General features: G+C 63.7%; 12 protein-coding genes. 2 read left to right on the top strand and 10 right to left on the bottom strand.

What is annotated here, in order from left to right:
• Positions 1-28 precede the first annotated feature (28 nt).
• Both NKH50_RS09330 and NKH50_RS09325 read right to left on the bottom strand, forming a co-directional pair.
• Complete coding sequence (locus tag NKH50_RS09330; RefSeq protein WP_352878168.1) at positions 29-610, bottom strand: DUF1349 domain-containing protein; 582 nt, start codon at positions 608-610, stop codon at positions 29-31.
• Positions 611-648: 38 nt separating this feature from the next.
• Positions 649-2,085: an aldehyde dehydrogenase family protein gene (locus tag NKH50_RS09325; protein ID WP_352878557.1), complete on the bottom strand. Its 1,437-nt coding sequence runs from the start codon at positions 2,083-2,085 to the stop codon at positions 649-651.
• Between the two features lie 176 nt (positions 2,086-2,261).
• On the opposite strand from NKH50_RS09325, the gene NKH50_RS09320 reads away from it, so the two are divergent.
• Positions 2,262-3,293: a hydroxyacid dehydrogenase gene (locus tag NKH50_RS09320; RefSeq protein ID WP_352878165.1), complete on the top strand. Its 1,032-nt coding sequence runs from the start codon at positions 2,262-2,264 to the stop codon at positions 3,291-3,293.
• 27 nt (positions 3,294-3,320) lie between these two features.
• On the opposite strand, the gene NKH50_RS09315 is transcribed toward NKH50_RS09320, so the two are convergent.
• The 8 genes from NKH50_RS09315 to NKH50_RS09280 form a co-directional block, all read right to left on the bottom strand.
• A complete protein-coding gene (locus tag NKH50_RS09315; RefSeq protein ID WP_352702500.1) occupies positions 3,321-3,806 on the bottom strand; it encodes a hypothetical protein in 486 nt (161 codons plus the stop codon).
• Between the two features lie 110 nt (positions 3,807-3,916).
• Positions 3,917-6,778: a nitrate reductase gene (locus tag NKH50_RS09310; protein ID WP_352878162.1), complete on the bottom strand. Its 2,862-nt coding sequence runs from the start codon at positions 6,776-6,778 to the stop codon at positions 3,917-3,919.
• Positions 6,779-6,781: 3 nt separating this feature from the next.
• On the bottom strand, positions 6,782-7,111 hold the full coding sequence (nirD, locus tag NKH50_RS09305; protein WP_254816082.1) for a nitrite reductase small subunit NirD: 330 nt from the start codon (positions 7,109-7,111) through the stop codon (positions 6,782-6,784).
• Positions 7,112-7,177: 66 nt separating this feature from the next.
• A complete protein-coding gene (gene nirB / locus NKH50_RS09300; RefSeq protein WP_352878159.1) occupies positions 7,178-9,628 on the bottom strand; it encodes a nitrite reductase large subunit NirB in 2,451 nt (816 codons plus the stop codon).
• A gap of 19 nt (positions 9,629-9,647) precedes the next feature.
• A complete protein-coding gene (locus NKH50_RS09295) occupies positions 9,648-10,949 on the bottom strand; it encodes an MFS transporter (protein WP_352878156.1) in 1,302 nt (433 codons plus the stop codon).
• A 639-nt stretch (positions 10,950-11,588) separates the two neighbouring features.
• Positions 11,589-12,386 carry an ABC transporter ATP-binding protein gene (locus tag NKH50_RS09290; RefSeq protein ID WP_352878153.1) on the bottom strand — a complete coding sequence of 266 codons (798 nt, stop codon included), beginning with the start codon at positions 12,384-12,386 and terminating at the stop codon, positions 11,589-11,591.
• Positions 12,387-12,397: 11 nt separating this feature from the next.
• Positions 12,398-13,294 (bottom strand): nitrate ABC transporter permease, encoded by an 897-nt coding sequence (gene ntrB, locus NKH50_RS09285; protein ID WP_352878150.1) that lies wholly within the window; start codon positions 13,292-13,294, stop codon positions 12,398-12,400.
• Positions 13,295-13,377: 83 nt separating this feature from the next.
• Entirely contained in the window at positions 13,378-14,694 is a 1,317-nt protein-coding gene (locus tag NKH50_RS09280; RefSeq protein ID WP_352506993.1) for a CmpA/NrtA family ABC transporter substrate-binding protein, read from the bottom strand.
• Here NKH50_RS09280 and NKH50_RS09275 point away from each other — a divergent pair.
• Complete coding sequence (locus NKH50_RS09275) at positions 14,681-14,809, top strand: hypothetical protein (protein ID WP_280952097.1); 129 nt, start codon at positions 14,681-14,683, stop codon at positions 14,807-14,809. The genes NKH50_RS09280 and NKH50_RS09275 overlap by 14 nt on opposite strands.
• Positions 14,810-14,874: the final 65 nt, after the last annotated feature.

Raw genomic sequence — 14,874 nt, 5'->3', positions numbered from 1 at the left:
GCAAACCGCCCGACGGCATCGCGGCGCCTCAGTCGTGAAGCTCCCGCGAGATCGGCGGGCCGATCGAAAAATCGCTGAATTTCACTTCGAAACCCTCGCGCTGCGGCGAACAGCACATCATGCCGACATCGACCGTTTTCGACGGCGGGAAATAGGCAAGCCGCACCGGTTTCCAGTGCTTGTCGGACGCGTCCAGATACTGGACGCGGATCGTCTCGGCATGGCGGGTCAGGCGGATCCTGACTCCGTCGGGGTCGGCGGGAATGCTGGCCAGCGACCAGTCGGAGGCATCGTTGGTGACGACGACGGAAAAATACATCAGCCCGTCGGTGTATTCGATGCCGGCCTTTATCCAGTGCGTCTCGCTCAGGCGGACCATAAGCCCGGCCTGATCGTAAAGCACCTCATAGTGCCCCTTGACCGTGACTTCGGCGCTGAAATCGCCCTCGACCTCACGATAGAGGAAATGGCCATTGTCGCGCCAGAAGCCGTAGAACGTCTCGCGCCAGAAGTCGGTCTCCTTGCCGGTCCGTACATCCACCGTATTGTTGCCGAAGGCGTGGTGCGGCGGCGGATTGAGCCAGGTCAGGGCCGTATTCTCAGATGTCATCGATTTGCTCGCCTGCCTGGCTGGTCTGCCGCCTTTTCTTAGCCGGCAAACGTGTAAGCGGTCTTCACTGTGGTGTAGAACTCTGCGGCATAGCGGCCCTGCTCGCGCGGGCCGTAGCTCGATCCCTTGCGTCCGCCGAAAGGCACGTGGAAGTCGACGCCGGCCGTCGGCAGGTTGACCATGACCATGCCGGCTTCCGAATTGCGCTTGAAGTGCGTGGCATGCTTGAGGCTCGAGGTACAGATACCGGAGGTCAGGCCGAACGGCGTGTCGTTGGCCACCGCCAGCGCCTCGTCATAATCCTTGACGCGGATGACGTTGGCGACCGGTCCGAAAATCTCCTCGCGCGAGATGCGCATGGCGTTGGTGGTTTCGGTGAACAGCGCCGGCTGCAAATAGAAGCCGCGGGTTTCACGATCGAGCCGCTCGCCACCGAAGGCGAGGTCCGCACCTTCCTGACGGCCGATGGCGATATAGTCTTCGTCCTGTTTGAGCTGGCTCTGGTCGACAACCGGCCCGATCTGGGTCTTGGCATCGAGAGCGTCGCCGACGACCAGCTTGGCCATGCGGTCCTTGAGCGCCTCGACGAAGCGGTCGTGGATGCCGTCCGTCACCACCAGCCGGGACGACGCCGTGCAGCGCTGGCCGGTCGAGAAGTAGGCACCGTTGATAGCGCAGTCGACGGCGACGGCAAGGTCGGCATCGTCGAGCACTACAAGCGGGTTCTTGCCGCCCATTTCGAGCTGGAACTTGCGCATGTGCTCGACGCTGGCGGCGGCGACGCGCTTGCCGGTGCCGACCGATCCGGTGAAGGTGATCGCGTTGAGGTCAGGACTGTCGAGCATGGCCTGGCCGACCACCGAACCTTTGCCCATGACCAGATTGAGCACACCCTTGGGCAGCCCGGCGCGGTGCAGGATGTCGACAATGGTCCAGGCGCTCTCCGGAACGAGTTCCGCCGGCTTGAAGACGATGGTGTTGCCGTAGGCCAGCGCCGGAGCGATTTTCCAAGCCGGAATGGCGATCGGGAAATTCCACGGCGTGATGATGCCGACGACGCCGACCGCTTCGCGGGTGATCTCGACGCCGACGCCGGGCCGCACGCTCGGCACCAGCTCGCCCGACAGGCGCAACGCCTCGCCGGCGAAAAAATCGAATATCTGGGCGGCCCGCACGGTCTCGCCGATGCCCTCGACCAGCGTCTTGCCTTCTTCGCGCGCCAAGGCCCGGCCGATTTCATCTTTCCGCGCGGTGATCTCGTCCGACGTCTTCCTCAGCACCGCATGGCGGGCCAGCAGGCCCGATCGAGACCATGCCGGAAATGCCGCTTTCGCCGCCGCGATGGCCTGCCGAGCATGCTCCGCGCCCCCCGATGCATATTCGCCGACCACGTCGTCGAGATTGGACGGGTTGATGTTGCGGGAGCCGGCATCGCCTACCCACTCGCCATCGATGAGGTTCTTTCGAAACGGGATCATGTCGCTGTCTTCCTTGTCGTCTTTCGATCGCCGTCTATCTGGACCACCGACCGCCGCACCGCAAGGCCGAAGAAGGCAAACTTCTCCTTCTCGACAGGCATGTGATAGGTGTCGGGGCGGGAAAAGACGATTCTAGTGTGGTGCGACGCGGATCGCACGGGAGGTGAAGTATCATGTCCAACAGCGCCTTGCCCCTGGTGATCAGCGCGCCCGAACCGCGCACGCTCGACCTGATCTTCACGCCGGCCGCGCTGGCGAACTTTCGATCGAAATACCGCATCGTCGAAACATCGCCGGAAGCGGTGGCGGCGCTGCCGGCCGATATCCTTGGCGAGGCGCGCTACATCGTCGGCCAGCCACCTATCGCGCCGGAGACGCTGGAAAAAATGAAGGCGCTGCGCTGCATCTTCAATGTCGAGAGCAACCTCATCAACAACATGCCCTACGAGACGCTGTTTTCGCGCGGCATCCATGTCGTCACCACCGGGCTGGTGTTTGCAGAACCGGTGGCCGAACTCGGCCTTGCCATGGCGCTCAACCTCGCCCGTGACATCGTCGACGCCGACCTCGCCTTTCGACAGGGCAAGGAGCGTTGGGGCGGCGACGGCAACCGGACGGCGCGGCTTCTTTCCGGCGCGGACGTCGGCATCATCGGCTTCGGCGATCTTGGCCGTGCGCTCAACCGGCTGCTGTCGGGCTTTCGCACGCGGACAAAAGTCTTCGACCCGTGGCTGCCGCCGTCGATCCTGACCGAAAACGGCGTCGAGCCGGCCTCTCTCGACGACGTTCTGTCGAACAGCAATTTCGTCTTCGTCGTCGCTTCGGTGACTAGCGAAAACCAGGGCTTCCTCGGCGCCGAGGCGTTTGCCAGGATGCGCAAGGGAGCCGCTTTCATCCTGCTCAGCCGAGCCGGCGTGGTCGATTTCCCGGCACTGATGGACGCCGTCCGCAGCGGCCATATCGTCGCCGCCAGCGATGTTTTTCCTGAGGAGCCGCTTGCCCAGGATCACCCGGTCCGCACATTGCCGGGGTTCCTGCGCTCCGCCCACCGGGCCGGTGCGCTCGACATCGCTTTCAAGCGGATGGGCGACATGGTGCTGGAAGACATGGACCTGGTCGACCGCGGCCTGCCGCCGATGCGTTCGAAGCGGGCCGAGCGTGAGACCGTTTCGCGCATGCGTTCGAAGCCGGTCGACAAGAATTAGGCCGTCGGCCCGACGCGTCGCACATGCTCAGACGGTGAAGGACCAAAACAGGCAGGCCAGTGTCGCTGCGGCGAAGACGACGAAGAACAGGCTTCGCAACAGGATGTTGCGGCGCAGCTCGTTGATGAAGAGATGGCATCCGACGACGGCTGCGACAAACAGGAACCGCCAGTTCAGCAGTGCCGGGAGCACATCGCGCTGACCGAAAGCAAACCTCGCGGCGAGACATCCAACGATGACCGCAAACAACACGATGACCGTCCAGAAGATCGCATCGGCGGCATGTGTCAGGACGACGCCGGCGAGCCTGATCGGCAGAACCATCATCAGCAGTGCGCTGAAAAAATAGACTGCCGCGAGCGGAATGAACGTCCCCGCATCGGCAACGTCGCTCAGGCGCTTGGCGCCGATCGCGCCATAGGGATAGCCATGCCTGGCCACCGTCAGGCTGAGCGCCATCAGCAAGGCCGTCAGCACGGCGGCAAGCGCGAATGAGGTCAGGGCTTTGCTCATGAGGCTCCCGTTCCGAGCGAATCGAAGTCAGAACGTTGGTAGCCCATGGTTTGTAAATTGCTAGTAAGCATCATGCAGCATGCAGCGGCGCGGCAGAGTTCCTCGGCGCATCACTCCGCAGCTTGCAGACGCCGCCCGTCGATAATGGTCTTGATCTCGGCGCGGCAAGAGCCGCAATTGGTGCCGGCGTGAAGGGCGGCGCCGATTGCCGCGACGCTGGTACAGCCGCCGCGTACCGCTTCCGCGATCTGGTTGGCACCGACCCCGAAACAGGCGCAGACGATGGCACCGCGGTCGACGCCGTTGCCGCCCGGGCGCCCGGCGACAATCGCCAGTCGCGCCTGCCGATCGGCATGATCAGCACCAAGTTGTTCGACCGCCCAGCCGCGCGACACCGCTACCGGCGTAGGCGCAAGATAGAGCGCGCCGACCAGCCGATTGCCTGCGAAACGGGCGAAGCGATGGTGCCCGCCGGCGATGTCGTGATAGGCGAGCGTCTCGCCTTCCATGCCTAACAGCGCGGCGGCCAACCCGGTCCAGTCGCGGCTGTCCTGCAGCGCAATTTCAAGCCGCCAGCCGGCGGGGCTGCGGGCGAGGCTCCAGTAATCGGCGTCGATCGATGCGGGCCGTTCGGCAAGCACGGCGAAGCCGAAGGCTGTGGCGGCGAACCGCTCGATGCGAGCGGCAACATTCTTTGAGGCCGGTTGGCCTGAAATCGCATCGGTCGTCGGCGCGACCAACGCATCGACACGCGCGCGGGCGGAGAACTGATCGGTCCAGTGCATCGGTACGAATACAGAGCCTTGGCGTTGACGCGCCGTCACCAGGGCGCGGACCAGCACCTCGCCATGGGCAGTCGAGACGCGGACGATCTCGGCATCGCCGATGCCGAAGTGCTGCGCATCCGACGGGTGGATTTCGACGAACGGTTCGGCCATGTGCTGCGACAAGCGCGGGCTCTTGCCGGTCCGCGTCATGGTGTGCCAATGGTCGCGCACGCGCCCGGTGTTGAGCACTAGCGGGTAGTCCGGGCTGGTGCGGGTTTGTGCGGCTGGGCGGATAGCAATGAAGCGCGCCCTGCGGTCGGGCGTGTAGAAGCTGCCGTTGGCGAAGAAGCGGGTGGTAAGTGAGGCTCGTCTTGCCTGAACCCCCAAGTCTTTTTCACTTTCAGCCTGAGCACCCCCCTCTGGCCTGCCGGCCATCTCCCCCGCAAGGGGGGAGATTGGCAGCTTTGGCGCCGGCTCTCCCCTTGCGGCATTGGAGATTAGCGAAGGCCGTGATGATAGCCGATCTCCCCCCTTCCGGGGGAGATGGCCGGCAGGCCAGAGGGGGGTGGCTTGGCTCGGCGCTGGCCACTGGAATGGCGCCAACTCCTCATAGGTCTCTGCATCCACATCGGCATAAGCGCCGATGTCGAAATCGCGAGCACTATCATTCTCGAATGCCGACAACGCCGCGTGCTCGGCGAAGATGTCGGCCGGCGACACATGCGAAAACGCCTCGCCAAAACCCATCCGCTTGGCCACTTCGGCGATGATCCACCAGTCGGCTCTTGCCTCGCCGGGCGTAACCAAAAAGGCGCGCTGGCGCGAGATGCGGCGTTCCGAATTGGTGACGGTGCCGTCCTTCTCGCCCCATGCCGCCGCCGGCAGCCGGACATGGGCGTGGCGGACCGTGTCGGTCTCGCCCAGCACGTCCGACACCACGACAAACGGGCAGGCCTTGATCGCCGCTTCGACGGCATCGGCATCCGGCATCGAATCGACTGGGTTGGTCGCCATAATCCACAGCGCCTTGATGCGTCCGTCGGCCACCGCGTCGAACATCTCGACCGCTTTCAGGCCGGGTTTTTCGGCGACGGCCGGCGCGTGCCAGAAGCGCTGCACGCGGTTCCGGTGCTCGGGGTTTTCGATCTCCATGTGGGCGGCCAGCATGTTGGCCATGCCGCCGACCTCACGGCCGCCCATGGCGTTGGGCTGGCCGGTCACCGAGAATGGCCCGGCGCCGGGCTTGCCGATGCGGCCGGTGGCTAGATGGCAGTTGATGATGGCGTTGACCTTGTCGGTGCCCGAAGACGACTGGTTCACGCCCTGGCTGTAGACGGTCACCGTCTTCGCCGTCGCGGCAAACAGACTGTAGAAGCGGGCCAGTTCGTCCTCGCCAAGGCCGGTGGCCGCGGCGATGCCGGCCAGGTCCAGCGCCGAGGCGGCGAAAAGCGCTTGCCCGAAGCCGGTCGTGTGTGCCGTGATATAGGTGCGGTCCAACGCGTTGTGCTGGCCGAGGTAGGCAAGCAGGCTGGTGAACAAAGCGACGTCGCCATCGGGCGCGATCGCCAGATGCATGTCGGCGATGTCTGACGTCATGGTGCGGCGTGGGTCGATCAGCACCACCTTCATCTCGGGCCGCTTTTCCCGGGCGGCGGCAATGCGCTGGTAGAGCACCGGATGGCACCAGGCGAGATTGGAGCCGACCAGCACGATCAGGTCGGCAAGTTCCAGATCCTCGTAATTTCCCGGAACGGTGTCCGAGCCAAAGGCGCGGCGGTGGCCGGCAACGGACGATGCCATGCACAGGCGCGAATTGGTGTCGATATTGGCCGAGCCGATGAAACCTTTCATCAGCTTGTTGGCGACGTAATAGTCCTCGGTCAGCAACTGGCCGGAGACGTAGAGGGCGACCGCGTTGGGCCCGTGTTCGGCAATGGTTTGCGAGAAGGTCGAAGCGACAAGGTTGAGCGCTTCGTCCCAGCCGGTGCGGCGACCGTGTATTTCCGGATGAAGCAGCCTGCCTTCGAGATCGGTGGTCTCGGCCAGCGCCGAGCCTTTGGAGCAGAGCCGGCCGAAATTCGCCGGGTGGTCCGGGTCGCCACGAACGGTTATTTCACCGTCCGCGGCGACCTTCGCCAGCACGCCGCAACCCACCCCACAATAGGGGCAGGTGGTCCTCACCTCGCGCGCTTCATCAATCTGCATGGTTCACGCCGCGCGGCTGGCCAGCGCTTCCAGCGCAATGAACAGCCGCTCGCCGTCGATCCGCACCGCGATGGTGCGCACCGCGCCCTCGTCGGCGCCAAGCGCCTTGCCTGTCTCCAGCGAGATCACCCAATTGTGCAAGGGACAGGTCACCGCCGTGCCATGGACGATGCCCTGGCTGAGCGGCCCACCTTTGTGCGGGCAATGGTCATCGATGGCAAAGACCTGATCGTCGGCCGTACGAAAGACGGCGATCTTGCCTTCGGGCGTTGCGACGCAGCGCGCACCGCGACGCGGAATGTCAGACAGGGAGCCGATCGATACCCAATTCATATGGCCATTCCTCTTTGCGCGTTGTTCTTGTCCGAAAACCGCGTTCCACTTTTCGGGAACACGCGCCTACTCCGCCGCCTGTGCAAAGCCGACCGAAGCCAGCGGCCGGAATTCATGCTTGTCCTTGCCGGAAACGCGTTCCGACCACGGGTCGACCTGGGCGAATTTCTGCGAAAAGACGAAGCGGTCGAAATAGGCCTTGCGCTTCTCGCCATCGTCCATGATCTGACGCTTGATCTCGGCGATGCCGATGCGCTTGGCCCATTTGTAGATGCGCTCGAGATAGCGGCCCTGCTCGCGATACATCTGCGTCAGCGCCACGATATGCTCCAGCGCCTCGTCCTCGGTCTTGACCAGGCCAAGCACTTCGGTGCCCTTGATGTCGAGGCCGGCGGCGCCGGCGAAATGGATCTCATAGCCGCTGTCGACGCAGATCACGCCGACATCCTTGCAGGTCGCCTCGGCACAGTTTCGGGGACAGCCCGACACCGCCATCTTGACCTTGGCCGGCGTCCAAGAGCCCCACATGAATTTTTCGATACGGATGCCCAAGCCGGTCGAATCCTGCGTGCCGAAGCGGCACCAGTCCGAGCCGACGCAGGTCTTCACCGTGCGCAGTCCCTTGGCATAGGCGTGGCCGGAGACGAAGCCGGCCTGACCGAGATCGGCCCACACTGCCGGCAGGTCTTCCTTGCGGATGCCGAGCATGTCAATGCGCTGGCCGCCGGTGACCTTGACCATCGGAATGTCGAACTTGTCGACGACATCGGCGATGGCGCGCAATTCGGCGGCGTTGGTGACGCCGCCCCACATGCGCGGCACTACCGAATAGGTGCCGTCCTTCTGGATGTTGGCGTGGACGCGCTCGTTGATGAAGCGCGACTGGTAATCGTCGGCGTATTCGTCGGGCCAGTCGCAGACGAGATAATAGTTGAGCGCCGGCCGGCATTTGGCGCAGCCGCAAGAGGTCTTCCACTCCAGCTCCTGCATGACGGCGGGAATGGTCTTCAGGCCCTTGGCCTTGATCAGCCGGCGGACCTCGTCATGGCCAAGCGAGGTACAGCTGCACATCGGCTGGACCGCCGCGGGGTTGTATTTGTCGCCGATGGTCAGCACCATGAGCTTTTCGACCAGCCCGGTGCAGGAACCGCAGGACGCCGACGCCTTGGTGTGGGCGCGCACATCGTCGAGCGAGGTCAAGCCCTTGGCCGTGATCGCGCCGGTGATCTTTCCCTTGCATACGCCGTTGCAACCGCAGATTTCCGCATCATCCGGCAAGGCTGCAACGGCCGCCATAGGGTCCAGGGGGGCGCCTCCCTGGTAGGACTGGCCGAAGATGAGCGTGTCACGCATCTCGGATATGTCGGTCTGCTTCTTCTTGAGGTCGTTGAACCAGGCGCCGTCCGCTGTCTCGCCATAGAGCACGGTGCCGATGATGCGGTCGTCCTTGAGCACCAGGCGCTTGTAGACGCCGGCTGCGGCATCGCGCAGCACGATCTCCTGGCGATCCTCGCCCTCGGCGAAGTCGCCGAGCGAGAACAGGTCGATGCCGGTGACCTTGAGCTTGGTCGGCGTGTCCATATGGACGAAAGCTGCCGCCTCGTTACCAGCCAGCTGGCTGGCAGCGACGCGCGCCATCTCGTAGAGCGGCGCGACCAGCCCGTAGACCTGGCCGTTGACCTCGGCGCATTCGCCGATTGCATAGATGTCGGGATCGTTGCTGCGCATGCCTGCGTCGACGACAATGCCGCGATTGATGGCAATGCCGGCTTCCTTGGCCAGCGCCGCATTCGGCCTGATGCCCACCGCCATGACGACAAGCGTCGCCGGGATGATGGTGCCGTCGGCAAGCTCCACCCGCTCGACCTTGCCGTTGCCGGTAATCGCCTGGGTGTTGGCTTTGGTGATGACCTTGATGCCGCGCTGCTCGACTGCGCGCTGCAGGAGATAGCCGGCGGCCGGATCGAGCTGACGCTCCATCAGCGTCGGCATGACATGCAGCACGGTGACGTCCATACCTTGCGCGTTCAAGCCCGCTGCCGCCTCGAGCCCAAGCAGGCCGCCCCCAATGACGACAGCCTTGGCCCGCGACTGGGCGGCAAGCATCATGGCCCGGACGTCGTCCAGATCGCGATAGGTGAGCACGCCCGGCAGGTCATGGCCGGGCACCGGAATGATAAACGGCACCGAGCCGGTGGCGATGACGAGTTTGTCATAAGGCTCGGTCACGCCATGATCGGAGGTGACGGTCTTTGCCTGCCGGTCGATGGCGACGATCTTGTGGCCCTTGTAGAGGGTGATGCCGTGCTTGATGTACCAGCCGTCGCCATGGATGATGATCTCCTCATAGGCCTTTTCGCCCGACAGAACCGGCGACAGCATGATGCGGTCGTAGTTCACGCGCGGCTCGGCGTTGAAGATGGTGACCTGGTAGCGCCCAGGCGCCTTTTCCATGAGGTGCTCCAGCATGCGCCCGGGGGCCATGCCGTTGCCGATGATAACGAGTTTCTCGGTCATGTCCTGATCCACTCCGGTCTCACTCAGCCGCGTAGGAAAGGCCTGAAGCTTCGTGAGACGCCGTGCGCTCCATCCGCCGGATGGAAAAATGCATCCAGGCAAAGCAGGTGGCGACGATGACGAAGAGCAGCATGAAGCAGCTCGACCAGACGCCGGTGAGGTCGTTGAGCACGCCGAAGGCGATTGGCAGGATAAAGCCGCCGAGCCCGCCAATCATGCCGACAACGCCGCCGACCGCGCCGACACTCTGCGGATAATAAGCCGGGATGTGCTTGTAGACGGCGGCCTTGCCAAGGCTCATGAAGAAGCCGAGCACACAGGCCACGGCTATGAAGGCGAGCGGGCCGATCTCGAAATGGAAGGCGATCGGCCCGCTGATACCGCGCACGACGTAGTCTGCCGAGGGGAGAGACAGAACGAGAGTCGCGACGGCACTGACAGCGAAGGTGCAGTAGAGCACGGTGCGGGCGCCGATCCGGTCGGAAAGCACGCCGCCATAGGCGCGGAAAATACTTGCCGGAATTGAATAGGCCGCGCCGATCATGCCGGCGGTCGCAAGTCCGAAGCCGTAGACGCCGATCAGGTAGCGGGGCAGCCACAGCGACAGCGCCACGAATGCACCGAAAGCGAAGAAATAATACAAGGCGAAACGCCAGACCTGCAGGTTCTTGAGCGGCGCGAATTCCTGCAAGAAGCTTCTCGCGGGTGCAGCCTTGCCGTCGCGGCGCTCGCGAATGACCGGATCGTCGCCGGTCGTGAACCAGAAGACGGCGGCCATGACGACAAGTGCTGCCGCCCAGATCAGCGCGACCGACTGCCAGCCCCAGGAGAGAAGCACGAACGGTGCCAGGAACTTGGTGACCGCGGCACCGACATTGCCGACGCCGAAAATGCCAAGCGCCGTACCCTGCTTGCCGGCCGGGAAGAAGCGCGAGACATAGGCGACACCGACGGCGAAGGAACCGCCGGCGAGCCCAACGCCTAGCGCAGCGGCCAGCATCTGCCCGTAGGTGTGCGCAAACGCGAGCAGGAAGGTCGCGACTGCCGCCGCAAGCATGGTCGCGGTGTATACCAGCCGACCGCCAAAACGGTCGGTCCAGACACCGAGCACCATGCGCACAAGCGAGCCGGTGAGGATCGGCGTGCCGACGAGCAGGCCGAACTCCGTCTCGTTCAGCCCCAGTTCCTGCTTTATGCGCACGCCGATGATTGAAAAGATCGTCCACACCGCGAAGCAGACGGTGAAGGCGATGGTGGACATCAGAAGCGCCTGCCGGGGAGCAGTGTCCTGGCTGGGCGCGGCAGGGAGATTTGCGGTCATTTTCTGGCTCCGGTTTGCGGCGTGGGGGGCGGCACCGCCCTTGGCTGTTCGTTCGCGACTGTCAGCGGCGCGGCATCGGCGAACTGGTTGAAACCGAGCTGTGCACGGTCACTTCGAAACCTTTGCCGTCAGTCTTGGCGCCAGCGGGAAAGAGGACGAGCGCGGCGGTGAACAGCGCGTTGCTGGCCAGAAAAATGGCGGCGCGTGAATTCCGTCAGGCACGCGCCAGTTCCGATCCGTTTCGTCATCGTCGTCTCCGGTTGGCGCCGCTTGGGACCAGCGCCGTCGATTGCGTCAAAACAAAAAAGCCGCCGGCCAGGTCTTCGCGTCCGGGATTCCGGGAGCGCGTGTGGACCTGAGCGGCAGCTTTGCCTGTGGCGCCCGCCATTGGACGCCGTGTCACTTGGCCCTTGCGGGCCCTACATTTTGGAAAGCAGGAAGCGTGCCAATTCGACAGCGCTCTTAATTAGCGAATGAAATCAATATGAACCGCAGCCGCGCGACTTTGACCAAGCTCGGCAGCGGATCAAAGATTAGTCAAAATGCCTTGCATAGCAGCATAATATTTGTGCAATGCGGTAGATTGCCCATTGCCGATGCAGATTTCCGATGATGATGACCCGTTTTCCCGTTATGGCCTCACTCCGCGGCTTCGACGAAGCGGTGACGTTCGTAGAGGAATTTCAGCACCGCCTCGCGGCAGCGCAGGAAGGTGCGGTCGGAGGAAAGCTCGATGCGCCGACGCGGCCGGGCCAGTGGCACGGGAAGAACCTCGCCGATGGTGGCCGCCGGCCCGTTGGTCATCATGACGATGCGGTCGGACAATAGCACCGCCTCGTCGACATCGTGAGTGATCATGATCGTCGTCGAGCCGAGCTTCGAATGGATATCCATCACCGCGTCCTGCAGATGCGCACGGGTCAGCGCGTCGAGCGCCCCGAACGGCTCGTCGAGCAAAAGAATCTTCGGCTCCATCGCGAGCGCGCGCGCAATGCCGACGCGCTGCTTCATGCCGCCCGAAATCTCCGCTGGGCGCTTGTCTTTCGCATGCGCCATCTGCACGAGATCGAGATTGCGCATGATCCAGTCATGCCGTTCGGCCCGGCTCTTTTTGCCGCCGAAGACCTTGGATACCGCGAGGTTGATGTTTTCGTAGACGGTGAGCCATGGCAGCAGGCTGTGATTCTGGAACACCACGGCGCGTTCGGGACCGGGGCTGTCGACCTCCTTGTCTTCCAACAGAACCGCGCCGGCGGAGACCTTGGTCAGCCCGGCGATTAGATTGAGCAAGGTCGACTTGCCGCAGCCGGAATGGCCGATGATCGAGACGAATTCGCCCTTGTCGATGGTCAGTCTTATGTCCTTCAGGACGTCGCTGACCTGGCCGCCGCGCATGAAGGATTTATCGATATGGTCGAGTTTCAGATAGGCCGTCATCGTCCCTCTCCTCACTTTGCCGTTGTGCCGCGGGTGACGAAGACGCCGATCGCCGCGACCAGGCGGTCGAGGCAAAAGCCGGTGACGCCGATATAGGCGAGTGCGACGATGATGTCGGGCAGCCGCGACGAATTCCAGGCATCCCAGATGAAGAAGCCGATACCGACGCCGCCGGTCAGCATTTCGGCGGCGACGATGGCAAGCCAGGACAGACCGATGCCGATGCGCAAGCCGGTGAAGATGTAAGGTGCCGCGGCCGGCACCATGATCTTCACGAAGAATTCGAGCTGGTTGAGCCTGAGGATGCGGGAGACGTTGCGATAGTCCTCTGGAATGTTGCGGACGCCGACGGCGGTGTTGATGATCACCGGCCAGATCGAGGTGATGAAGATGACGAAGATCGCCGACGGGCTGGAATCGCGGAACGCCGCCAGCGAAAGCGGCAGCCAGGCGAGCGGCGGTACCGTGCGCAGGATCTGGAACACCGGATCAAGGCCGCGCATCGCCCAGATCGACTGGCCGACCAGAGCGCCGAGCGCGACGCCGACGACCGCCGCAAGGCCAAAGCCGATGGCGACGCGCTGCAGCGAGATCAGCACCCGCCAGGCGAGCCCAATGTCCTGCGGGCCATTGTTGAAGAACGGATGGGCGATCAGGTCATAGGCCTCGTTCCAGACCTGGCTTGGCGGCGGTAGGCTGGCCGTCGGCGACGAACAGGCGACCTGCCAGACGACGAGCATGATGGCGACGACGATGACCGGCGGCACCAGCGTGCTGGCCAGCTTGCCTGTGATTGCGGCCGGGTCGAAGCGACGCCGCGCCCTGACGGTGAAGGCGATGATTTCGGCGGGCTTGGAAGGCGCGGGGAACGGCTTCACCTTGCGGTCCTTGATGGCTTGGATAGACATTTCTCGAACGTTCCTTTGGCATTTGGCGACAAGGGCGCCGTTGCGCTTGCGGCGACAAACGGCGCGAGCGCCGTTTGCGCCGTTCAGGCCGATGCCTTGATCTTCAGGCTGTCGAGATAGGCGGACGGGTTCTCCGGATCGAACACCTTGCCGTCGAAGAAGGTCTCGACGCCGCGCGATGAAGACGCCGGGATATCGGCCGCGGCGACACCAAGATCCTTGGCCGCTTCGCGCCACAGATCCTCGCGATTGACCTGGGCGACCAGCGCCTTGATGTCGGTGGTCGGCGCGAACTTGCCCCAGCGGATGTTTTCGGCGAGGAACCAGCTGTCGTGGCTCTTGAAGGGATAGGACACGCCGCCCTGCCAGAACTTCATGTAGAGATCTGTGCCGTTGGCGACGCGGCCATTGCCGTAATTGATGTCGCCCTTGAGGCGGCCGATGATGTCGGCGGTCGGCACGTTCATCCATTGCCGCTTGCCGATGATGGCGGCCATCTCGTCCTTGTTTTCCTTGGCTTCGCACCATTGCTGGGCTTCCATGACGGCCATCAGGATCGCCTTAGTGGCGTTCGGATACTTGTCGATGAAGGCGGCGCGCAGGCCGAGCGCCTTTTCCGGATGGCCCTTCCATAGCTCGCCAGTGGTAGCGGCGGTGAAGCCGACGCCCTGGTGGACGAGCTGCTCGTTCCACGGCTCGCCGACACAGAACACGTCCATGTTGCCGACCTTCATGTTGGCAACCATCTGCGGCGGCGGCACGACGATGGTCGAGACGTCCTTGTCGGGATCGATGCCGCCGGCGGCCAGCCAGTAGCGCAGCCAGAGGTCGTGCGTGCCGCCCGGGAAGGTCATGGCGGCCTTGACCTCCTTGCCAGCGGCCTGCTTGGCAGCGAAGGCATCCTTCAGCCTGGAGGCGTCGAGGGCGACGCCGGTGGCGGCATATTCCTGGGCAACGGAAATGCCCTGGCAGTCGTAGTTGAGGCGCGCCACGATCGCCATCGGCAGCGGCTGCTTGTTCTGCGTCACCTTGCCGGTGTGCATCAGATAAGGCATCGGCGTCAGGATATGGGCGCCGTCAATGCCGTTGGCTTCGCCGCCGAGCACCAGATTATCGCGCGTCGCCCCCCAGGAGGCCTGCTTGAGCACCTCGACATCGGGCATGCCGAATTTCTCGAACAGGCCTTTCTCCTTGGCGATCATCAACGGTGCTGCATCAGTCAATGCGATGAAGCCGAGCTTGGCGCCCGTGACTTCCGGTACGGCGGTAGCCGCATAGGCGCCGGAGGGCAGCAGCGCACGCGCCGCGGCCAGCGTTGCCGCGGTGGCCGCGCTGATCCTCAGGAAATCGCGGCGGCTGATCGCCGTTTGGGCGGAATGGCTCTTGATGCGTTTCGTCATCGTCATCTCCGGTTGGGCGCGGCTTGGGATCGGCGCCGTCGATTGCGTGTTCGACCAAAACAAAAAAGCCGCCGGCCAGGCCGCGCGCGTCCGTCCATCCGGGATCGCGTGTTGACCTGAGCGGCAGCTTTGCCTGTAGCGCCCGCCATTGGACGCGCATTCCGTGACTCCGAGAAGAGT

This window comes from Mesorhizobium sp. M1027 (assembly GCF_040318745.1).
Classification (GTDB): Bacteria; Pseudomonadota; Alphaproteobacteria; order Rhizobiales; family Rhizobiaceae; genus Mesorhizobium.
Note: the sequence above shows the minus strand (reverse complement) of the source record. Positions and strands in the feature narration are given on the sequence as shown.

Coding starts and splice junctions, on each gene's coding strand:
- NKH50_RS09330 (WP_352878168.1), bottom strand. CDS start 610: ATGACATCTGAGAATACGGCCCTGACCTGGCTCAATCCGCCGCCGCAC.
- NKH50_RS09320 (WP_352878165.1), top strand. CDS start 2,262: ATGTCCAACAGCGCCTTGCCCCTGGTGATCAGCGCGCCCGAACCGCGC.
- NKH50_RS09315 (WP_352702500.1), bottom strand. CDS start 3,806: ATGAGCAAAGCCCTGACCTCATTCGCGCTTGCCGCCGTGCTGACGGCC.
- NKH50_RS09310 (WP_352878162.1), bottom strand. CDS start 6,778: ATGCAGATTGATGAAGCGCGCGAGGTGAGGACCACCTGCCCCTATTGT.
- nirD (WP_254816082.1), bottom strand. CDS start 7,111: ATGAATTGGGTATCGATCGGCTCCCTGTCTGACATTCCGCGTCGCGGT.
- nirB (WP_352878159.1), bottom strand. CDS start 9,628: ATGACCGAGAAACTCGTTATCATCGGCAACGGCATGGCCCCCGGGCGC.
- NKH50_RS09295 (WP_352878156.1), bottom strand. CDS start 10,949: ATGACCGCAAATCTCCCTGCCGCGCCCAGCCAGGACACTGCTCCCCGG.
- NKH50_RS09290 (WP_352878153.1), bottom strand. CDS start 12,386: ATGACGGCCTATCTGAAACTCGACCATATCGATAAATCCTTCATGCGC.
- ntrB (WP_352878150.1), bottom strand. CDS start 13,294: ATGTCTATCCAAGCCATCAAGGACCGCAAGGTGAAGCCGTTCCCCGCG.
- NKH50_RS09275 (WP_280952097.1), top strand. CDS start 14,681: ATGCGTTTCGTCATCGTCATCTCCGGTTGGGCGCGGCTTGGGATCGGC.
- NKH50_RS09280 (WP_352506993.1), bottom strand. CDS start 14,694: ATGACGAAACGCATCAAGAGCCATTCCGCCCAAACGGCGATCAGCCGC.